The organism is Flavobacterium sp. 25HG05S-40, from assembly GCF_052654735.1.
In genome coordinates this window covers 60,980-81,736 of record NZ_CP199750.1, presented here as the reverse complement: position 1 = coordinate 81,736, position 20,757 = coordinate 60,980, and the positions used below count along the sequence as shown (strand labels likewise).

At 37.5% G+C, this 20,757-nt stretch carries 20 protein-coding genes; 13 read left to right on the top strand and 7 right to left on the bottom strand.

The features are described 5' to 3' along the window. Positions 1-58 precede the first annotated feature (58 nt). Both ACULEU_RS00395 and ACULEU_RS00390 read left to right on the top strand, forming a co-directional pair. Entirely contained in the window at positions 59-1,564 is a 1,506-nt protein-coding gene (locus ACULEU_RS00395; RefSeq protein ID WP_445453487.1) for a T9SS type A sorting domain-containing protein, read from the top strand. Positions 1,565-1,567: 3 nt separating this feature from the next. Beyond that, positions 1,568-3,976: a delta-60 repeat domain-containing protein gene (locus ACULEU_RS00390; protein ID WP_445453486.1), complete on the top strand. Its 2,409-nt coding sequence runs from the start codon at positions 1,568-1,570 to the stop codon at positions 3,974-3,976. 76 nt (positions 3,977-4,052) lie between these two features. On the opposite strand, the gene ACULEU_RS00385 is transcribed toward ACULEU_RS00390, so the two are convergent. The 5 genes from ACULEU_RS00385 to ACULEU_RS00365 all read right to left on the bottom strand — a co-directional run bounded on the left by ACULEU_RS00385 (position 4,053) and on the right by ACULEU_RS00365 (position 8,013). Beyond that, positions 4,053-4,634, bottom strand: a complete 582-nt coding sequence (locus tag ACULEU_RS00385) for a PhnA domain-containing protein (RefSeq protein ID WP_445453485.1) — start codon at positions 4,632-4,634, stop codon at positions 4,053-4,055. A gap of 1 nt (position 4,635) precedes the next feature. Further along, on the bottom strand, positions 4,636-5,130 hold the full coding sequence (locus tag ACULEU_RS00380; RefSeq protein ID WP_445453484.1) for a DUF6646 family protein: 495 nt from the start codon (positions 5,128-5,130) through the stop codon (positions 4,636-4,638). A gap of 80 nt (positions 5,131-5,210) precedes the next feature. After that, on the bottom strand, positions 5,211-5,948 hold the full coding sequence (locus ACULEU_RS00375; protein ID WP_445453483.1) for a metallophosphoesterase family protein: 738 nt from the start codon (positions 5,946-5,948) through the stop codon (positions 5,211-5,213). Then, complete coding sequence (locus tag ACULEU_RS00370) at positions 5,941-7,092, bottom strand: ATP-binding protein (RefSeq protein WP_445453482.1); 1,152 nt, start codon at positions 7,090-7,092, stop codon at positions 5,941-5,943. The genes ACULEU_RS00375 and ACULEU_RS00370 overlap by 8 nt, the downstream gene beginning before the upstream one ends. A gap of 54 nt (positions 7,093-7,146) precedes the next feature. Further along, complete coding sequence (locus ACULEU_RS00365; protein WP_445453481.1) at positions 7,147-8,013, bottom strand: aldo/keto reductase; 867 nt, start codon at positions 8,011-8,013, stop codon at positions 7,147-7,149. 234 nt (positions 8,014-8,247) lie between these two features. Here ACULEU_RS00365 and ACULEU_RS00360 point away from each other — a divergent pair, with 234 nt between their 5' ends. From ACULEU_RS00360 to ACULEU_RS00310, 11 genes are all read left to right on the top strand, one after another. Then, positions 8,248-9,252, top strand: coding sequence for an AAA family ATPase (locus ACULEU_RS00360; protein ID WP_445453480.1), 1,005 nt, complete (start codon positions 8,248-8,250; stop codon positions 9,250-9,252). 79 nt (positions 9,253-9,331) lie between these two features. Beyond that, on the top strand, positions 9,332-10,198 hold the full coding sequence (locus tag ACULEU_RS00355; protein WP_445453479.1) for a DUF58 domain-containing protein: 867 nt from the start codon (positions 9,332-9,334) through the stop codon (positions 10,196-10,198). A 28-nt stretch (positions 10,199-10,226) separates the two neighbouring features. Next, entirely contained in the window at positions 10,227-11,861 is a 1,635-nt protein-coding gene (locus ACULEU_RS00350) for a BatD family protein (protein ID WP_445453478.1), read from the top strand. Then, positions 11,858-12,859 (top strand): vWA domain-containing protein, encoded by a 1,002-nt coding sequence (locus ACULEU_RS00345; RefSeq protein WP_445453477.1) that lies wholly within the window; start codon positions 11,858-11,860, stop codon positions 12,857-12,859. Before ACULEU_RS00350 ends, ACULEU_RS00345 begins: the two co-directional genes overlap by 4 nt. Before the next feature lie 118 nt (positions 12,860-12,977). Further along, positions 12,978-14,015: a vWA domain-containing protein gene (locus ACULEU_RS00340; protein WP_445453476.1), complete on the top strand. Its 1,038-nt coding sequence runs from the start codon at positions 12,978-12,980 to the stop codon at positions 14,013-14,015. Continuing rightward, entirely contained in the window at positions 14,016-14,777 is a 762-nt protein-coding gene (locus ACULEU_RS00335) for a tetratricopeptide repeat protein (protein ID WP_445453475.1), read from the top strand. It begins immediately after the preceding gene. 29 nt (positions 14,778-14,806) lie between these two features. Beyond that, positions 14,807-16,573: a BatD family protein gene (locus ACULEU_RS00330; protein ID WP_445453474.1), complete on the top strand. Its 1,767-nt coding sequence runs from the start codon at positions 14,807-14,809 to the stop codon at positions 16,571-16,573. Positions 16,574-16,580: 7 nt separating this feature from the next. Further along, the gene (locus ACULEU_RS00325; protein WP_445453473.1) at positions 16,581-17,327 is read left to right on the top strand and encodes a tetratricopeptide repeat protein; all 747 of its coding nucleotides are present in this window, start codon (positions 16,581-16,583) and stop codon (positions 17,325-17,327) included. Positions 17,328-17,467: 140 nt separating this feature from the next. Next, entirely contained in the window at positions 17,468-17,824 is a 357-nt protein-coding gene (locus ACULEU_RS00320) for a hypothetical protein (protein ID WP_445453472.1), read from the top strand. Positions 17,825-17,934: 110 nt separating this feature from the next. After that, positions 17,935-18,954 (top strand): phenylalanine--tRNA ligase subunit alpha, encoded by a 1,020-nt coding sequence (gene pheS, locus ACULEU_RS00315; protein WP_445453471.1) that lies wholly within the window; start codon positions 17,935-17,937, stop codon positions 18,952-18,954. 75 nt (positions 18,955-19,029) lie between these two features. Continuing rightward, a complete protein-coding gene (locus tag ACULEU_RS00310; protein ID WP_445453470.1) occupies positions 19,030-19,437 on the top strand; it encodes a hypothetical protein in 408 nt (135 codons plus the stop codon). A gap of 4 nt (positions 19,438-19,441) precedes the next feature. Here ACULEU_RS00310 and ACULEU_RS00305 read toward each other — a convergent pair whose 3' ends face one another. Together ACULEU_RS00305 and ACULEU_RS00300 are read right to left on the bottom strand one after the other, a co-directional pair. Beyond that, the gene (locus tag ACULEU_RS00305) at positions 19,442-19,669 is read right to left on the bottom strand and encodes a hypothetical protein (protein ID WP_445453469.1); all 228 of its coding nucleotides are present in this window, start codon (positions 19,667-19,669) and stop codon (positions 19,442-19,444) included. Position 19,670: 1 nt separating this feature from the next. Next, positions 19,671-20,666, bottom strand: coding sequence for an NAD(P)H-dependent glycerol-3-phosphate dehydrogenase (locus tag ACULEU_RS00300; RefSeq protein WP_445453468.1), 996 nt, complete (start codon positions 20,664-20,666; stop codon positions 19,671-19,673). Positions 20,667-20,757: the final 91 nt, after the last annotated feature.

Genomic DNA, 20,757 nt, shown 5'->3' with positions numbered 1-20,757 from the left:
TTTTTTAAGATAGTTTGATTAATTGAATATAAATGCTACTTTTAACAAAAAATAGACTATGAAATTTAAAATCAGACTATTAACCTATTGTTTTTGTGTGGTATCAAAAAGCATCCTTTCTGCCCAAACGATAGACACAAACTTTGGCAGCAATGGCTTTGTAACTACAGATTTTGCAAATGATGCAGATAGTTTTGGCACCATGGCGACATTGCCGGACGGCAAGATTATTTTGTTTGGCTCTAGCAAAATTTCTGGAATTGTCCAGTTTGGTAACAGTAATGCCTCGGGCACAAACGTATCATTAGTGCTGGCGATGGTGAAGTACAATACCGATGGTAGTCTGGACACCTCTTTTGGGTTGAATGGTAAAGTCTATTACAGTGTAGATACCTACCAAAATTTTACGCCTTCCTGCAGCGTTGCTCAAAACGACGGAAAAGTAATAGTGGGAGGCAGATCTAATGGCCTTTTAAGCGAACGTACTGTTCTTTTGCGTTTTCTTCCTGATGGTAAATTAGACTCTGGTTTTGGTGTAAACGGCTCCATTGCTTTAGAGTCGGAAAACATATATGACCTCTTTATTGATGCCAACAATAAAATTATTGCCGTAGGCGAAAAAAATCAGGATGGCTGTATCGAACGGCTGAATACAAACGGTTTTTTTGATCCTACTTTTGGAATCTTAGGTGCTACATTGCTTGATGATAATGGCTCAAGGCTTATCATAAGAAAAGGAAAGGCTTTAAGCGATGGTTCCATACTTTGTTTTGGGGATTCATCCAACAACAGTTTTGCTGATACTGTGGTCTTTTTTAAATTTTCAGCAACAGGTACTTACGACTCCGGCTTCGGCATTAAGAGAATTGTCAATGGTCAGTATGAAAACGACTATGACATGGTTCAGTTTGAAGTCCTTCCCGACTCAAGCATGTTGGTTTTAACTAATGGCGCCTATTACAATGCTAATTTTACCAACTTTTACAATTCCCGACTTTATAAAATTGATTTAAACGGTGTTACTGTTCCCTCGTTTACCAATGTCCCTTTTTATGAGATGTATGACGGGTTTATTACTATACTTAGCAACCAAAACATTCTTATAACCAGTGATACAAATACCAGTGGTGTCAGAAATACCATTCTTACTCCCAATGGCGGTTTAGTTTCACAAAGTGCTCCGGTAAATCAAGTTAGTAGTTTTACCTCTCTGGTCTTTAACAACTATCAATATATTGGATATAGTGACGGAGATTACCGCATCAATGGATATATCATTGATAATACTTTATCGAATAATCCCGCAGACGAGTTAAGTCTTTCACTATCTCCAAACCCTGTAAAGGATTTTGTTACCATTTCACTTGAATCGATTACAGATGAGGATACTACAATTGAAGTATATAGTTTAACCGGTTCATTAATTACCGTTTATAACAAAAAAAGATTCGAAAACAGCAATCAGGTCTTTTATGAAAACATAAGTCGCTTTACAGCAGGAATTTATTTTTTTAAAATAACAAGCGGAACAAGAACTAAAACAATAAAGGTCATAAAAAGCTAAACCATGAGAACTATTTATACTTTTTTATTGTTTTTAATGGGTCAGTCCTTTTTTGCACAAAATGGGCAGGTAGACTCTAGTTTTGGGACGAATGGCATGAAAAAGGTCATCACCAATTTATATGGATATTCCTCAACGCCCAATCCGCCTTCTGCAGATAAAGTAATTTTTGGTAGCACCACTGAAATCGTTTACCTGACTAATGATAGAAAGACCAGAGCAATTAGACTCTCTGGTAGTGCTAATGGATCCTTTACATTTCCGGACTATGTTTCAGGATGGGATTTGACACGTTTTAACGACGCCGTATTTGATACCAATCAGTTAATTTATATTACGGGTCATACGGTAAAAGAAGATAACAATAAAGCTTTTTTTGCAGCAAGGCTAAAACGAGGAACAGGTTCAAATAGCTCAAGATGGGCGATGGACACAGGTTTTAACATCGATGGTAAGTTGGTTTTTGATACGCAAGAAACCGATGAAGAAGCTACAGCAATTAAACTCGCTGCTAACGGCAAATGCGTTATAACAGGCTATTCGGGTGATAAAGGGATTATCGCGAGATACACTTCGGAAGGGTTTTTAGACAAAACATTCAACCAATGCGGTTTTTATACTTTTCAAATAGGTGCCAGAAGCAAGCCAACTGCCATGGTGGTTCAATCGGATGGGAAAGTAGTCGTGGCGGGAAATAGTTTCAATGGGGCTGATACCGATTTGTTCCTCACCCGTGTCAATAACGACGGTACTTTAGATACTGGTTTTGGAACCAATGGCGTAGTCGTTAAAGACGTCAACAATCAGGACAACAACGTAAATAGTATGGTTATTGGTGCCGATGGTTCGCTTTATTTAGCAGGGAAGGCTTTCACAATCACGGATACCTTTCTTTGCCCTGGATTATATGGTTATAATGCGAGTGTTTTTAAGTATGATACTAACGGACAGTCTGTAACTTCTTTTGGCAATGGCAATATCCCTGGAGCCTATATTGCACCAGGGTGCTATGTTTGGGGTACCGACAGAATTGCTTTGGAAAGCGAATACAATAGCATTATCTATAAAGAGGGTTATATTTATGGCGTTGGCTATCAAGAAACCTTTAATTCTCCTTACGTGCGCGGAATACAGTTTCAGTTGAATGTTGAGTCTCCATATACCAGCCGTTCCTTTGGCTGGACGTTCCCCAACTCGAATAGCTTTAATGTGAATCCAATTTCGCTTGAAATAAGACCAAGTGATAATACTTTTTATTCGGTTAACCAGTATGATAATTGTACAGTGGGTAAAACTCCATTTGTAAAAATGCCCTCAAACAATTTTCCCACAACCTGTCTTTCCAGTTCAGAAAATTCCATATTATTCAAAAAAATAGTAAAAACAAGTACCGGATTTTATGGCTTAGACAGCACTAAAAATTTGTTCAAAATGGACAGTAATTTTATCTTAGATACATCATTTGCAAACAATGGCTATATTTCAGATGTAATGAATTTTAATGTGGATTCACATGATAAAATCATCTGTAATTTAGGTGAAGGTAATAGCGGAAGTACCAAATTTTTAATAACGAGATATAAAACCGATGGTAAACCAGATAATACATTTGGCTTTTATGGTACTGTTCCAACCACACCTTTATTGTGGATTAATGGTATTACGGTTACATCGCAAAATGAATATCTTGTTGCCAAAACCTATGCCGAGTCTGGAAACACAAAATTATCCCTTTCTAAATTGACGAACTCGGGTCAGCCAGATACAGGTTTTGGCACGAATGGAGTGCTAGATTTGTATACTATTCCAATTATTTCTAGTAGTTACTCCCAGCTTTTTGCTGCTGAAGATATAGTAAAAGATACTGCAGGAAATTATTACGCATTGATTTACCATAATGCTGGTGGTAACGGCCCCAGTTTCATCAAAGTCCTTAAAATCCTTCCGAATGGAACTATTGATGCTAACTATGGAACAAGCGGATTTATCGATGTCACTGCTATCCCCTTAAACTCAAGTTATAGAATAAACATTGCCATTAATAATACCAATGGAAAACTTCTTGTTTACAACAAAAACATCCTAATGCAGTTGAATTTAAATGGCACCACAGATGCTGGTTTTGGAGTCAATGGTATTTATAACACAAACTTATTGTTGACCGATTTTGGAATTAGCAGGGTTTTGGTTAAAGGATCTGATTATTTTATTGGTGGCAATGGTGTTTCCAATGGCAATTCGAATATCATTAAAATAAACAGTTCAGGGATTTTGGATACTTCCTTTGGCACTAATGCCGGCTACTATCAGGAAACACCTCTAAACAATCCAAGCTATGTGCAGGCAAAAGACATGTTCCTCGATGCTAATTCAATTTATTTTTATCTGAATGGTATCAAGAAAATAAACTAATCCATCTTAAATAAAAAATCCCTGTAATAAAGCATTACAGGGATTTTTTATTTATTTTAAACTGGCTCTAGAGCTGCTATTTGGTCTTCTTAACGTATTGCGTCAAAATTACAATATGCTGCCCTTCGACTCTTCCTTCAATTTGATCGACATTGTCCCAAACCAATTTGATATTGTGAACCGCAGCACCTCTTTTTGCTGTGAAATTAGCTCCTTTTACATCCAAATCTTTGATTAAAACCACAGAATCGCCATCTTTTAGAATGTTTCCATTACCATCCTTATGGACAATTTTGCCGTCTTCATCTTCTCCTTCTCCAGTAGCTCCTGCCCAAACTAAGGTTTCTTCATCAAGATACATCATGTCTAGTAAATCTTGTGGCCAACCTTCCCCGCGTAATCTGTTCAGCATACGCCATGCAACTACCTGTACTGGTTTGTTTTCATTCCACATACTGTCGCTAAGACATCTCCAATGATTAGGATCGGTTGTTGTGATATGCTCTATTTGGTTTTTACATGTCGAACAAACTAAAACAGAATTGTCTAAAGATATCGCTTCTTCTTTGGTTAAATGTATTCTTAAATCTTCGGCTGAACCGCACATTTCACATTTGGAACCACTTCTGTCGTTTAATTTTTTATCTACAGCACTCATATTATAAATTAAATGATGCTCCAATCTGAAACACAAATTGATTGTTGTATTCGTCAAATCCTTGAACATCTGAATCGTACCGTGCTAGCGGAACTCCGGCTTCTGTATAAATACCAAATCCTTCGGTAAAGAAATATCTAAAGCCCAAATGTGCTCCAAAGTTTCGTGTACCTAAATTCAATCCAGGATAAACATCCATAGACTTATCAAGTTTGAATACATTTCCAAGGTTGGCGTTAAAACGAACTTTTGCATCTGCTCTGTCACTGAAATCCGGTTTAATACCACCCGGTTTTTCAACAGAAAGCAGGTAGGAGGCTACAAATCCGTAGGACATGTTTTCACCAATTCCGAAATCGGCAGAAACATTGATACCAGTTCCATGATCTTGGATGTTCATTCCCACTTGCGCCTTAATATCTCCTTTGCCTTTGTAGGCTTGAGCATTTGCAAAGCTCACCAAAAGAATGGCAGCTATTGTGATTATTTTTTTCATATTAATTTCGGTTTATTTTGCTGCAAATATAGAAATTCCAAATGGCTGGAAGCAAAAATCTTACCTCAAGCGTCAAAAATCTAGTTTCTTCCTTTTTCATTCAAATACAAATCATTCAAAAAATCGCTCTGCCAAAACTCCTTGGTATCAATATCCATGATAGTTAATGGTCCTTTAAATGCGGCTCCAGTATCTATATTCCAAACACAAGCTTTTTGTATTGGAACTGTTTTTCCGATTCGGGTCACCGGCGTATGACCAATATATATTTCGTCATATAAGGTAAGTCGTTTTGGGTATTTAGGATTGTCTTTTGTAATCGATTCATCTAGAGACAAGGCCGTTTCCCATAGTGTTCTGTCCCAATAAAATAATTTCGGAAAATATTCGTGCTGAATGCCATTCATATTCGTAAATCCAGCATGTATGAACAGCCTATTTTTTTCATCTAAATAAAAATCTTGAAGCGATTTTAAAAAAGCTATGTGAAGTTGTTTTTGACTTTCGGAAACATTTCGATAGGCCAAAACTGTAGCTTCACCGCCATGCATAAACCACATTCCTTCGTCGATGTTTTCGCTGTGGTTGATAAACCAATCCAATAACAATTCATCGTGATTTCCACGAAGAAAAACACAGGTATTGGAAGTTTTGAGTTGGATTAAAAAATCTAAAACTTGTGGCGATTCACTCCAACCATCAACATAATCACCAAGAAAAATTAAGGTATCATTTGGTGTTACATTGGCTCTTTCCATTACCTGAATCAAGGCTTTTAATCCGCCGTGAATGTCGCCAATTACTAGTGTTCTACTCATTTTTATAGTTATATTTCATTTTTCTTAAAATGCGCATCGCTTCCTTAAAACTAAGATAAACCGTCGGGTTTTTTTGTGCTTTAAATAGTGGTTTCGCATCGATAAGTCGCTGCTTAGCATCATCAAAACCATTCAGATAGCAGAGCATCAACGTTGATGAGAGGTTTTCTAAATCCTTTTCTTCCCGTGCCGAGATGGCTATTCCTTTTTGCATTTTGTTCAGCAAAGCTACATTCGAATTGTATATATGATGCAGCATTTTTTTATTGAATTCGGGCGGTTCAAAAAGCATCTGATTTTCTATTTTGTAATAACCATTATCAAAAAAAGAGATTTTTTGCTGCTCCAACGGATAAAAACTGGTTTTATCATTTAACCCAAGCGGAACGTGTTCAATAATGGTAAAGCTTTGTTCATCGTATTGAATAGAAACGACATCGAGTGCCGAATAAAAAAGTTTCACCTGCTCGTTGATTAATTCGATGTCCACCCTTGAAAGATAGGTAGTATCTCTAATTTTTTTGGGATTTCCTGCCCAGCAAATAACGAACAATTCCTTGAAAACCTTGTATTGGGAAAGCATATCGCCATGTCTGAAATTCATAAAATCAATAACGCCATCAAGCGTATGTGCAATACTGTTTCGAGAACTATTTTCAATACTGATAACGGTTTCGATGTTTTGCTTAGAATGCGGGATTTTTTCTTCTGTAGGCATCGAATTGCTTCCAACCCTTACAAACACCGTATTGGCCAAAATAGTGTGAATGTTTTTCTTAAAAAACGACGTTTTATGTTTGGGTTTTATGGTTACCAGACCAACCACGCGGTCTTTAGGCAAGTTGGGAAACGGTACATTTTCATACTGAATCTTAGGCGGATTTTCCAAATACGCATTGACCAGATTCTGGATTCGGCTGTCATCAAAAAAATCATCGCCTACTATTTCGTTATCGTGGTCTTCAACACCCACAACTATATAAGAATTATTGGATGGATTGGAATTAGAAAGCGCGCAGATATGCTTTAGAAACTTGGCTTTTCCCTCTTTGGTATGCAAATTCAACTGACGTTTTTTATCATAAAAACTACTCTCATCATTGTGAGCTAAGAGATTCTTGATAAGTAAACGTTTATTAATCATTACAGTAGTTTTCAGTCGCAGTCGCAGTTTCTGAAAACTGAGACTGTAAACTTTTTACGGAACCTTATTTCCCATACTTTCTGACCAAATGGCAAACCAATCGAGCTTGTCTAAATCCAAAGCTACGGCTTTCATCAAGGCTTGAATTCGGGCAATATTTACGGTTCCGGCTACCGGAATAACATGGGCCGGATGTTTTAAAACCCATGCTAACAATATCGAATCGGAACCCAAATGATACTTTTCTACTAATTGTACCAAAAGTTTTTTAAGACGTCGGGTTTGTTCAATATCTTCGCGAAAAACAGTTCCCAACGGATTCCATGACATTGGACGAATGTTGTGCAACTGCATATAATCTAGGCTTCCGTCCAACATGGCTTCATGATGTGTGGTCGAAAATTGTATCTGATTGTAATTGATTGCTGTTTTTTGTCTGATTAATTCGGATTGCGATGCTGTGAAATTGGAGAGACCAAAATCAATGATTTTACCTTCGCTCTTCAATTTGGAAACCGCCTCCGCAATTTCATCAGCCACCATTAACGGACTTGGCCGATGCAACAACAATACGTCCAAATAATCAGTTTGCAAATTTTTCAGTGAATTTTCGACCGACCAAACGATGTATTCCTTGGAGTAATCATAGTGTTTAATGGTATTATTTCTTCCATTGATATGTTGAATACCGCATTTTGAAATCAATTGCATTCTGTTTCTGTCGATCTTGCTTTGCGCAAACGCTTTTCCAAAATCAGCTTCAGTAGTATAATTTCCATAAATGTCCGCATGGTCAAAACTGGTGATCTGGTTTTCGATACAAACGTGCATCAAATGTTCCATTTCTGAAGTAGTTAAATTTTTATCCCAAATGCCCCAATTCATGGTTCCGGCAACGATAGGCGATAGTTTTGTTTTCATGTTGTGTAAAATTGATGTTTGTTTTTGAATTTCGAAAATTTTATTATTTTGCTGTCGAAAATTTCGAAAAATAGATTCGGTCTTAAAATTATAAAAAGAAAATCATAAATCATCCTTAAAATAGGGATGTTTTCTAAAGTTTTAACGCATCGTTAACATCTGGTAAGGGATTAAATTTTCACTTTTGAAATGTTAAAATTATAACCGTCACATTTTAGAACAAATAGACTAACTATGGAAGAAACTGGTACTGCTTTAGACATTAGAGCGATTAATGAAAAAATAGAAAGAGAAAGTGCTTTTATTGATTTGCTGACTATGGAAATGAATAAAGTTATCGTAGGTCAAAAGCACATGGTGGAACGATTGTTAATCGGACTTTTAGGTCAAGGTCATATTCTTTTAGAAGGTGTTCCAGGGCTGGCAAAAACCTTAGCAATAAACACGTTGTCACAAGCAGTTCAAGGAAGTTTCAGCCGAATTCAGTTCACGCCGGATTTATTACCGGCAGACGTTGTTGGAACCATGATTTACAACATTAAAGCCAATGAATTTTCTATAAAAAAAGGACCCATTTTTGCCAATTTCGTTTTGGCGGATGAGATTAATCGTGCACCTGCAAAAGTGCAGTCTGCTTTGCTGGAAGCGATGCAGGAAAAACAAGTGACCATTGGCGATACCACTTTTAAATTGGACAGACCATTCTTAGTTTTAGCTACTCAAAATCCTATTGAACAGGAAGGAACGTATCCTTTACCCGAAGCTCAAGTCGACCGTTTTATGCTAAAAACCGTTATCGATTATCCAAAAATAGATGAAGAACGTTTGGTGATTCGTCAGAATTTAAAAGGAGCTTATGAAAAAGTGAATCCTGTGGTTTCCATCGAGCAAATCCTAAAAGCGCAAGAAGCGGTTCGTGAGGTGTATATGGATGAAAAAATCGAAAAATACATTTTGGATATCATCTTCGCGACACGTTATCCGGAGAAATATAAATTAGAAAGTCTAAAACCACTTATCGGTTTTGGAGCTTCACCTCGTGGAAGTATTAATCTGGCAAATGCAGCCAAATGTTATGCGTTTATCAAACGTCGTGGCTATGTAATTCCAGAAGATGTTCGTGCTGTTGTACATGATGTATTGCGTCACAGAATTGGCGTTACGTATGAAGCTGAAGCTGAAAACATCACTTCTGTTGACATCATCAACAAAATTGTTAACGAAATTGAAGTCCCTTAAAAAGTAGTTAGTCAAAAGCCATTAGCCATTAGTAAAACTTCTGCCTATTGCCTATTGCCTATTGCCTATTGCCTTAAAAATGGAAACAAAAGACCTACTCAAAAAAGTTCGTAAAATCGAAATCAAAACCCGAAGATTGAGCGATCATATCTTTTCGGGAGAATACCACACGTCTTTCAAAGGTCGAGGTATGACGTTTTCGGAAGTGCGTCAATACCAATATGGCGATGATATTCGTGCGATTGATTGGAATGTTACGGCGCGTTACAACGAACCTTACGTAAAAGTCTTTGAAGAAGAACGCGAACTGACCATGATGCTGATGGTAGACATTTCCGGTTCGGAAAGTTTTGGTACCAAAAACCAACTGAAAAGCGAAATCGTCACCGAAATTGCAGCAACCATGGCCTTTTCGGCTACACAAAACAACGACAAGATTGGTCTGATTTTATTTTCGGATCAAATCGAATTATACATTCCGCCCAAAAAAGGAAAATCTCACGTCTTACGAATCATCCGCGAACTCATCGAATTCAAGCCTAAGAGCAAAAAAACCGATTTATCACAAGCGTTGAAATTTTTATCCGGCACGCAAAAAAAGAAAGCGATTGTTTTCGTGATTTCGGATTTTATGGTAGAGGATGATTACGAAAAAACGCTCAAGATTGCCGGGAAGAAACACGATATTACCGGAGTTCGTGTGTACGACATCCGTGAGGAAAAAATGCCCAACATCGGAATGGTAACGATGGAAGATGCCGAAACCGGAGAGATTTTAGTAGTGAATACAGGTTCAAAGAAAGCGCGTTTGAGTTACGAACAACAATACCGAGATAAAGTGAATTATTTTAAAGATATTTTCTCGAAATGTGGTTCCGGAACTGTAAACACGCGTGTTGACGAAAGTTATGTGACGAAATTATTAGGGTATTTTAAATCCCGTTAGAAACCTGTAAGGTTTAAGATTTAAACAAATGAAAATTAAATTATATATATTATTTTTTCTGATATCAACTTCGCTTTTTGCCCAAAAAGTGACAACTGCTATTGACGTAACCAAAAACAAAATCGGAGCCGAATTTAAACTGACACTGAAAACTGATGTCGATACTTTATCAAAAGTAAAATTCCCCGAAGCGAAGAATTTTGGAGCCTTAGAAGTGATTCAATCCTATAAAATGGATACGGTAAAAAACGGAGGCCGCTACCAATTAATCAAGAAATATGGCTTAACCCAATTTGATTCTGGCCAATATGTTATTCCAAGAATTCCGGTTGTAATCAATGGAAAACCTATTTTTTCAGACAGCATTAAGGTTGAAGTGAACGCTGTGAAAGTCGACACCTTAAAACAAAAAATGTACGACATCAAAGATATTGCGCTAGTGGAAAGTCCGTTAGGCAACTGGTGGATTTATCTTTTGATACTGTTAGCTATTGCCGTTTTAGGGTTCTTCATTTACAAATACATCAAAAAAAGACAAAGCGAACCTAAAGTGGAAGAAGTGGTTTACAAATCACCTATAGAAAAAGCCACAACCTTATTGCAACAATTAGAGAAAAAAGAGCTTTGGCAAAAAGGTGAAATCAAACATTACTATTCTGAGTTAACAGATATTGCACGTAACTATATCGAAGAAGAAATTCACATTCCGGCTATGGAAAGCACCACATCTGAATTGATTGAAGGGCTTCGAAAAGCATCCAAACAAAAGAAATTAAAACTGTCCAACGAAACCGTTGAAAATCTGGAAAAAGTTTTAAAACAAGCCGACTTGGTAAAATTTGCGAAAGTAAAACCGCTTGATTTTGAAATTGAAGAAGATAAAAAACGTATTTCTAATTCGATAGTAACCATACACAAATCGATTCCTGAAGTAGTAGAGGAAGATGACGAATTACTACAATGGAACGAACAACAGAAAGAGTTGGCGCGTTTGCAAAAACTCAAAAAACAAAAACGTGTTCGCATTATTTCGACCATTGGAATTGTATTAGGCATGCTGATGCTTTCTGTTTTAGGTTTAATTTATTTCAAAGGCTTTGACTATGTAAAAGATAATTTCTTAGGTCATCCCACTAAAGATTTAGTGGAAGGAAAATGGATTTACAGCGAATACGGAAATCCAGGCGTACGCGTGGAAACTCCAAAAGTTCTAAAGCGTATTGATGTTGCTACTTCACTTCCAAAAGACGCCATGGCAATGATTAAGGAAATGCAGACTTTTGGTTACGGAAGTTTATTGGAGGACTTCTACATCACAGTGTCTACAGTAACTTACAAACAAGAAACTCAAATAGATTTAGATAAAACAGCCGAAGGTTATCTGAAAATAATGGAAGCGCAAGGCGCTCAAAACATCATTGTAAAAACAGAAGATTTTGATACTCAAAAAGGGATTGCCGGCAAGAAAGCTTATGGCACAATGAGTGTTTTAGATAAAGTAAAGGGTAAATCCACTAAAATGTATTACGAGTTATTGCTGTTCAGTCAAAACGGTGGCTTACAGACCCTATTAGTGATGCATCGTGAAGAAGATAAATACGGACAACAGATTGCCGAAAGAATGTTGAACTCGGTAGAATTACAAACAACTACGCAAGAATGAAAGAGATAAGTTTTTTAAATCCTGAATTTTTCTGGTTGTTTTTATTGCTTCCGGCAGCTATTGTGTGGCACTTTTGGAAAAGAAAACAGCAATCGGTAACCTTGAAAATAAGTTCGGTTAAAGGGTTCAAAGCTCAGAAATCATTGTTGGCACAATTGAAGCCGTTCTTAATAGTATTGCGAGTAGTGGCATTAAGCTCGTTGATTATTGCCATGGCGCGTCCACGAAAAGTAGACATCAGCAGTCAAACCAAATCGACAAAAGGTATCGATATTGTAATGGCCATTGACGTTTCTGGAAGTATGCTTGCCAAGGATTTAAAGCCTAACCGAATGGAAGCCTTAAAAAAAGTGGCCGAAAATTTTGTTCAAGGAAGACCCAATGACCGCATCGGAATTGTAGTGTATGCTGCAGAAGCCTATACAAAAACACCGGTAACAAGCGATAAACCCATCGTACAAGAAGCCATTAAAAGTATCGAATACAATAATGTTTTGCAAGACGGAACCGGAATCGGAATGGGATTGACCACTGCTGTTAATCGTTTGAAAGATAGTAAAGCGAAAAGCAAAGTAATTATTCTTTTGACGGATGGTGTCAACAATGCAGGATTTATAGAGCCCGAAACCGCATCCCAAATTGCCAAAGAATACGGAATTAAAGTCTATACCATCGGAATTGGAACCAATGGAAATGCGATGTTCCCTTATGCGTATGCTCCAAATGGCGGCTTTTTATTCCGAATGATGCCTGTTGAAATTGACGTGAGTTTGTTACAGACCATTGCCAAAAATACTGGTGGAAAGTATTTCAGAGCCAGCAGCAATAGCAAATTGGAATCGATTTATAACGAAATTAATAAATTGGAAACCACCGAGATTCAGGAACTGAAATTCTACGATTACGATGAAAAATACAGACCTTTTGTATGGATTGCCTGTATTTTGGTTTTAATCGAATTTGGTTTGCGTAACACCGTTTATAGAAGTTTTATATAATTACGAATTGAGACTAAAAGCAGAACTGAACGAAGTTGATTAGAAACTACGAAAGACGAATGAACAAAGTGAGAACGAATTTAATTCATAATTTAAAATTCATAATTCATAATTAATTATGTACGAGTTAGAAGAAAAATGGTATTTGTATTTCCTGATAGTCATCCCCATAATGGCGGTGCTTTTCTTGTACATTCAATTCTGGAAAAGAAAAAAACAACGCGAATTTGGCGATTTGGAATTGATTAAAAAACTGAGCCCTGAAAAATCGGCTTTCAAACCTGTTTTGAAATTAGTTGTGATCTTATTGGGATTAACCTGTCTGATTCTTGGTTTAGTGAACCCAAAAATTGGCACCAAATTAGAAACCGTAAAACGCGAAGGTATTGATGTTATTTTTGCTGTGGATGTCTCAAAAAGTATGTTAGCCGAAGATGTTGCACCAAGCCGATTGGAAAAAAGCAAGCAGTTGGTTTCCCAAATCATCAATAATCTGGGAAGCGACCGCATCGGTATTATTGCTTATTCGGGAAGTGCCTTTCCAATGTTGCCTATTACAAGTGACTACAGTGTCGCCAAAATGTTTCTGCAAAGCATGAATCCCGGAATGATTTCAGCTCAGGGAACGTCCATTGACCAAGCAATTAATCTGGCCACAACCTACATCGATAAAAAAGATAAAACCAATAAGCTTTTAATCATTATTACCGATGGTGAAGATCATTCTGATAGCGCTCAAGATGCCGCCGAGGAAGCCAAAAAATTAGGGTTGAAAATATTGACCATTGGTGTCGGAACTGAAAAAGGTGGTACGATTCCGTTAAAGCGCAATGGTGTTGTCGAAAGTTTTCAACGAGACCAACAAGGTGAAGTAGTCATTACCAAACGAAATGCCGATGTATTGAAAACCATAGCCAAAAGTTCTGGTGGCGGATATGTCGACGGAAATTCTACCAAAGCGGTTTTGGATTATGTGAAAAATGCTCTAGATAACATTCAGAAAACCGAATTTGAAAGTACACAAATGGCCGATTTTAAATCGCAGTTCCAATGGTTTTTAGGTTTTGGGTTTTTCCTACTGCTTTTGGATGTGTTTCTGTTGGAGAAAAAGACTAAATGGGTTGAAAAAATGAATCTCTTTAACGAAAAGGATTAAATGAAAAAGATATTTTTATATAGCTTCCTACTGATTTCTTTAGCTTTTCAAGCTCAAGAGAAGGATACCGATTTGCCTAAAGGAAACGACTCATTCGTCGAAAAAAAATACGCTGATGCCGAAGCAGATTACAGAGTTTCCGAATCTAAAAATCCAAAAAAAGCAATTGCATCCTATAATTTGGGAAATGCTATTTACAAACAAAACCAAGCGGCTGAAGCCAAATATCATTATGCTAAAGCCTTAAAAACGGCCAAAACTAGAGCAGAAAAACATCAGGCTTCTCATAATTTAGGCAATACTTTTATGAAAGCTAAAGATTATGCCAACGCAGTGGAGGCCTATAAAAACGCCTTGCGAAACAATCCGGCTGATGAAGAAACCCGCTATAATTATGCCTTGGCAAAAGAATATCTGAAAAACAATCCTCCTAAAAAAGACGGCGACAAAAATCAGGACAAAAAAGACGATAAGAAAGATAAAAATCAGGATAAGGATAAAGACAAAGACAAAGACAAAAAAGACGATAAGAAAGACGGAAAAGACGAGGATAAAGATAAAAAAGAAGGCGACAAGGATAAAGATAAGAAAGACGATAAAAATCAAAATGACGGCAAACCAAAACCACAGCCTGGTGGCATGGGAAAACAACGTGTTGAGAATTTATTGGATGCGGTAAACAACGAAGAGAAAAAAGTTCAGGATAAGGTAAATAAACAAAAAGTACAGCTCAACCCTAAAAAAGCAGAAAAAGACTGGTAAAATAGATTTGGAAATTAGTCAATTTGAAAATGAAAAAGATATTAATTTTAACGGTTTTACTAATAAGTTACTCGCTTTTCGCCCAAGTTCAGTTTGAGGCAAAAGTGAGCAAGAATTCTCTAGGTTTAAACGAACGCGTTCGCGTTGATTTTACGATGAATGCTGATGGCGACAATTTTGTCCCGCCCAACTTCGAAGCTTCTGGATTTAAGGTGGTTGCTGGTCCAAGTCAGTCGGTAAGCCAATCTTGGATCAACGGAAGAAGTTCCTTTAACAAATCGTATATCTACATATTATTGCCTACGCAAAAAGGTTCCTTGACGCTCAAACAGGCTTCCATCGAAATCAACGGTCAGATTTATAAAACATCGCCTGTAAAAATCAACGTGACAAATGCCGTTCAGATTCCGAAAGATCCTAACGAAGCTCCAACTATAAGTGCTGACGATAATATTTATTTAGTGGCCGACATTTCTAAAGCCAATCCTTATCTCAACGAACCGATAACAGTGGTTTACAAATTGTATTTCAGCTACAACATCGGGATAACCAATTGGCGCGAGCTCAACAAACCAAAATACAATGATTTCTGGAGTCAGAATATCGATATCAAACAATTGGTGGCCGAAGACGGAACTTTTAAAGGAGAGCGTTATCGTTATGTGGTTTTGAGAAAAACAGTCTTGTATCCGCAAAAATCCGGGAAACTTGAAATCGAACCCTTATCATTAGATATCGATTGCCAAGTACCTACGAACCGAAGAAATTTTTGGGGACAAGCAATGATGACCGATGACAGCAAACGGGTTTCCGCCGGAAGCAAAATAATCAATGTGCGTCCGTTACCAGAGAAGGGAAAACCGGAAGATTTTTCAGGTGCTGTTGGTCGCTTTGATTTCAAAGTAAAACCTTCCAAAACACTATTGAAAAACGGCGAATCTATGGATTTGGATGTCAGTGTCGTTGGAGTCGGAAATCTCAAATTGTTTACATTGCCCAAACCAATTGTCCCTTCGGCATTGGAAATGTACGATCCGGTACACGATGAAAACGTCAACACACCATTAACTGGAATGTCTGGTAAAATTTCCGACAAATACACCATCATTCCTCAATACAAAGGAAGCTACCAAATCAAGCCGCTGCGTTTTACGTATTTCGATTTGGGTTCGTCAAGCTACAAAACCATTACCTCTCAACCCATTACTATTTCTGTTTTGGATGGTCCAAGCGCAGCCAGTTCCGAAAAAACGAATCCGAATGATGTGGCTAAAACCAAATTAGAAGTGGCTAAGTCCTTCGCTTACATCAAACAAAAAACCGCTTTGCAGCCGACGCAAAAAGAAGATTTCTTGGGTTCAGGATTGTTCTATTCTTTGGTCTTTTTACCGTTTTTGGCGATTCCGTTTTTGATTGTGGGCAAACGAAGAAAAGACGCGTCAGACAACGATGTGGTTGGGAATAAAATCAAGAAATCGAATGCATTGGCGAAGAAATATTTGGGCGAAGCCAAAAAACATCTGGGCAACAAAGAACCGTTCTACATCGCATTGGAAAAAGCCATGCACAACTTCCTGAAAGCCAAATTACACATCGAAACTTCGGAAATGAGTAAGGAGAAGATAACGGAATTACTGCTCTCTCGAAAAGCCAATCCGGAGACCGTTGGTGATTTCATTCAGTTAACCGAAAACTGTGAATTGGCGCGTTATGCCTTTTCTTCAGAATCGGCCATTCAACAGGATTATGATAAGGCTGTGGTCATTATATCTGAACTAGAAAAGCAATTAAAATAAAATGATAATGAAGAGATTACTTTTTTTATTGCTACTCCTTTCCCAAACATTTTGGGCTCAAAATACTTTTGAAACAGGAAACAAACACTACGAAAAAGAGCAGTATGAAGCTGCTATTTCAAGTTACGAAAGCGTTGTGAATTCCGGCAAACAATCAGCGGAATTGTATTTTAATCTCGGAAACGCTTATTACAAACTGCATAAAGTGGCTCCGGCAATATACAATTACGAAAAGGCTTTATTGCTGAAACCAAGTGATTCTGAAATCAAAACCAACTTAGAATTTGCCCGAAAAATGGCCATTGATGACGTCAAAGTAATTCCAAAAGTAGGATTCCACAAATTGCTTTCCGATTTTACTTCGAAATACTATTATGACACTTGGGCTTGGATTGCTGTGAGTTTTGCGTTCCTGTTTTTATTGTTTTTTGTGGGATATTATTTTTCAGAGAAAACGATTTTAAAACGCATTTTCTTTATGGGAATGTTCTTTTGGTTACTAGGTATTGTACTCAGTGCCGCCTCCGGATTTTATGAAAAAAACCGTAACGACAACGAAAGACCGGCCATCATTTTTGCCGAAAGCACGCCACTAAAAACCGAACCTAAACTTAGCAGTCCAGACGCAACATTGCTTCACGAAGGCACAAAAGTATACATCCTCGAAAGCATCGCCAATTGGAAAAAAGTCGAACTCACCGACGAAACTACCGGTTGGATTGATGAGGCTGCGATTAAAGAAATCAAGAATTAGTGTTCAGTTCACAGTAACAGTTGGCAGTTTTATTAGTTTTCAATAGTTATCTTTGCAATCCAAACTTAGAATTTAGAAATTGATATTGAGGCAAAAAGTCTATTATCTATCATCTATTCTCTATTCTCTAAATTTAAAAAATGTCAAGAGACGAACAATTAAAAAACCGCTGGGACAATGTCGTGCAAATCCTTTCCAATCAATTTGCGGAAGGAGACGTACTCGACTTAGACGCCATTATATATCTAATCGGAGTACAAGAACTCGGAAAAGTACACCAAACGTTTAAAAAAGACGAAAAGCTTAACCTGATGCATATCGCCATTTGTCGCTTACTCGAGCCTTATGGATACTACGAATTTGATTTTGTAGACAAAGACGGTTGGCCTCATTACAAAATAAAGGAAGAATTGCCTGCGCTAAAAGCCGGAGAACAATCGGTTTTGATGAAAGAAGCGATTGTGAATTATTTTCTAGAAAAAGAGGTTATTGAGTAACGTTTAAAGTCGCAGTCGCAGTAAACAGTATTTTGATAACTGAAAACTGCGACTGTGACTGCTTACTTTCAACTAAAAAACCTAAATTTGCACCTTTACCAAAATGACCGATGATAGACAAGATTAAAGAACACATTGAAGAAGCTAAAGCATTCAACACCAAAAACAAGGAAGCTTTAGAACATTTCCGTATCAAATATTTAGGAAGCAAAGGCTTGTTGAAAGAGCTTTTTACCGAATTCAAGAATATACCAAACGATCAGAAAAAAGATTTTGGTCAAGTGATCAATACCCTAAAGGCAGTTGCTGAAGAAAAAGTAAAAGCCATTCAAGAAGAATTGGAAAGTAAGGAAGAAGTTAAAGGTTTTTATGGCGATTTAACCCGTCCTGCAGAACCGGCTATCATTGGCTCTCGTCATCCTATTTCTCTGGTAAAAAATCAGATTATCGATATTTTTTCTACAATAGGATTTAATGTTTCTGATGGGCCTGAAATTGAAGACGATTGGCATAATTTTACCGCTTTAAATTTACCCGAATACCATCCGGCAAGAGACATGCAGGATACTTTTTTCATTCAGACTAACCCTGATGTATTGCTGAGAACGCATACCTCATCGGTACAGGTGCGTTATATGGAAAACAACAAACCGCCGATTAGAACTATTTCTCCAGGTAGAGTTTTCAGAAACGAAGCTGTTTCTTCGCGTTCACATTGTATTTTCCATCAAGTGGAAGGTTTGTATATTGATAAAGAGGTTTCATTTGCCGACTTAAAGCAGACGCTTTTATATTTCACCAAGGAAATGTTTGGGAAGTCGAAAATACGTTTGAGACCTAGTTATTTTCCGTTTACTGAGCCTAGTGCCGAAGTGGATATTTACTGGGGATTGAAAACCGAAACCGATTACCGCATTACCAAAGGAACCGGTTGGTTGGAAATTATGGGCTGTGGTATGGTAGATCCTAATGTTTTGAAAAACTGTGGCATCAATCCTGAGGAATATAATGGTTTTGCCTTTGGAATGGGTATTGAGCGTATTGCGATGTTGCTGTACCAAATTGGCGATATCCGAATGTTTTATGAAAACGATGTGCGTTTCTTAGAGCAATTTAAGTCGAGTATATAAACGAAACCCTAGCCCCGATTGCAGCAAGCTACCATGTAGCGCGGAAAGCGGGAAATGGCTCCTAATTTTTTATCATTGAAAAAAGACATTACCATCCCAAAAGTTGAAAACGTGTTTCTGGCGGCTGTTCAAGAATGGAGCGATGACTTTATGGAAAAAGTTTGGTATGTGTATCTGGTCAATGATTCTGACTTCGATTTAGACTCCGTAATGGTCGTTTCTAAAGCTTTTGGCACTCTTGATGGGGAAATGAAAAAAACGTCGTTACTGCGTCATGCTTTTATGCAGGTTCCAGCGGTTTCGGTTGTCAAGATCGAAATGGTTGAGAAAAGTGTACTTCGACTGAACAATGAGTTTATGGTGACTTACTTTATCGGAAGCACTTTATACGACAAGAAATTTATCTTCAAGGCGCAATCCATCACTCCGGACTATGTAGAAGAAGTTCCTATTTTGTTTGTAGATGGCGTAATTGTGCGATAGTCATTTACTTCTGTTTATTGTATTCTTCGTTCTTTTTCTTTTCTCTCCAGTTGAAATACCCTATTACAAATACGCCTCCAAAGAGGTACACTATAAGATTAATCAGAAATTTTTTCGTTAAAAAGGCTTCTTCGAAAGAAGTGCCGTACCAATCCATAGCTGTGATAAAAACAGGTAATAAAAGTCCGAAAGGCAAACCTGTCTTTAGTTGATATTTCCACCTATCGCTCATGCTAATCCAATTTTTCCGTTAGTTTTTTAAAGACTTTCTTGGCATCTTTCCCTTCGTACAAAATTTCATAAACCGCATCAATAATAGGCGTTTTGGCTTTGTATTCCTGATTGAGTTTGTAGGCACTTTTGACGGCATAATAGCCTTCGGCCACCATAGACATTTCCATCATGGCGGATTTTACGGTATAGCCTTTTCCAATCATGTTTCCGAACATTCGGTTTCGGGAAAAAACGGAATATCCCGTAACCAACAAATCACCCAAATAGGCGGAATTATTGATGTTTCGCTTCATTTTATGCACTTTGCGGATGAACTTTTTCATCTCACGAATCGCATTACTCATAATGACCGACTGAAAGTTATCGCCATAACCTAAACCATGGGCAATTCCGGCTGCAATGGCATAAATATTTTTGAGCATGGCCGCATATTCAGTTCCGATGATGTCGTCCGAAATTTTGGTTTTGATGTAATTCCCTGCTAATACTTTAGCAACTACTTTCGCTTTACTTGCATCACCACAGGCAATGGTCAGATAGGAAAGTCGTTCCAGCGCTACTTCTTCGGCATGACATGGACCGGTAATAACGCCAATATTTTCAAACGGAATGTCGAATTCTTTATTGAAATGTTCGCCAACAATCAAAGACGTTTCGGGAACAATACCCTTAATAGCAGAAAAGATAACTTTGTCTTTTAAACTTACCGTCAACTTTGCCAATTCAGCGCTCAAAAAAGCCGAAGGAATTGCAAAAATGATATAATCGGCATAGGCCACTGCTTCGTTGATGTCTGAAGTCAGCTTTAATTTACTGATGTCAAACTCCACCGAACTTAAATAATTGGGATTGTGTTTTTGAGTTTTTATATGATCTATGGCCGATTCATTTCGCATATACCAGGCAATTTCGTCCAGATTGACGCAAAGCATTTTTGCAATGGCTGTTGCCCAGCTTCCGCCGCCAATAACGGCAAATTTTGGATATTTATTCATGTAGATAAACCTTTATATCTATCAAAAATACTGTTTTTTAAACAACTCAATATCTTTTTAAAGCACAAAATCTATTAGCCGTTATAAATCA

Excerpts from the sequence above, each read along its gene's own strand:
- ACULEU_RS00350 (WP_445453478.1), top strand. The coding sequence starts at position 10,227 with ATGAAAATTAAATTATATATATTATTTTTTCTGATATCAACTTCGCTT.
- ACULEU_RS00345 (WP_445453477.1), top strand. The coding sequence starts at position 11,858 with ATGAAAGAGATAAGTTTTTTAAATCCTGAATTTTTCTGGTTGTTTTTA.
- ACULEU_RS00325 (WP_445453473.1), top strand. The coding sequence starts at position 16,581 with ATGAAGAGATTACTTTTTTTATTGCTACTCCTTTCCCAAACATTTTGG.
- ACULEU_RS00395 (WP_445453487.1), top strand. The coding sequence starts at position 59 with ATGAAATTTAAAATCAGACTATTAACCTATTGTTTTTGTGTGGTATCA.
- ACULEU_RS00305 (WP_445453469.1), bottom strand. The coding sequence starts at position 19,669 with ATGAGCGATAGGTGGAAATATCAACTAAAGACAGGTTTGCCTTTCGGA.
- ACULEU_RS00385 (WP_445453485.1), bottom strand. The coding sequence starts at position 4,634 with ATGAGTGCTGTAGATAAAAAATTAAACGACAGAAGTGGTTCCAAATGT.
- ACULEU_RS00335 (WP_445453475.1), top strand. The coding sequence starts at position 14,016 with ATGAAAAAGATATTTTTATATAGCTTCCTACTGATTTCTTTAGCTTTT.
- ACULEU_RS00390 (WP_445453486.1), top strand. The coding sequence starts at position 1,568 with ATGAGAACTATTTATACTTTTTTATTGTTTTTAATGGGTCAGTCCTTT.
- ACULEU_RS00320 (WP_445453472.1), top strand. The coding sequence starts at position 17,468 with ATGTCAAGAGACGAACAATTAAAAAACCGCTGGGACAATGTCGTGCAA.
- ACULEU_RS00340 (WP_445453476.1), top strand. The coding sequence starts at position 12,978 with ATGTACGAGTTAGAAGAAAAATGGTATTTGTATTTCCTGATAGTCATC.
- pheS (WP_445453471.1), top strand. The coding sequence starts at position 17,935 with ATGATAGACAAGATTAAAGAACACATTGAAGAAGCTAAAGCATTCAAC.
- ACULEU_RS00375 (WP_445453483.1), bottom strand. The coding sequence starts at position 5,948 with ATGAGTAGAACACTAGTAATTGGCGACATTCACGGCGGATTAAAAGCC.
- ACULEU_RS00370 (WP_445453482.1), bottom strand. The coding sequence starts at position 7,092 with ATGATTAATAAACGTTTACTTATCAAGAATCTCTTAGCTCACAATGAT.
- ACULEU_RS00380 (WP_445453484.1), bottom strand. The coding sequence starts at position 5,130 with ATGAAAAAAATAATCACAATAGCTGCCATTCTTTTGGTGAGCTTTGCA.
- ACULEU_RS00355 (WP_445453479.1), top strand. The coding sequence starts at position 9,332 with ATGGAAACAAAAGACCTACTCAAAAAAGTTCGTAAAATCGAAATCAAA.
- ACULEU_RS00365 (WP_445453481.1), bottom strand. The coding sequence starts at position 8,013 with ATGAAAACAAAACTATCGCCTATCGTTGCCGGAACCATGAATTGGGGC.
- ACULEU_RS00330 (WP_445453474.1), top strand. The coding sequence starts at position 14,807 with ATGAAAAAGATATTAATTTTAACGGTTTTACTAATAAGTTACTCGCTT.
- ACULEU_RS00300 (WP_445453468.1), bottom strand. The coding sequence starts at position 20,666 with ATGAATAAATATCCAAAATTTGCCGTTATTGGCGGCGGAAGCTGGGCA.
- ACULEU_RS00360 (WP_445453480.1), top strand. The coding sequence starts at position 8,248 with ATGGAAGAAACTGGTACTGCTTTAGACATTAGAGCGATTAATGAAAAA.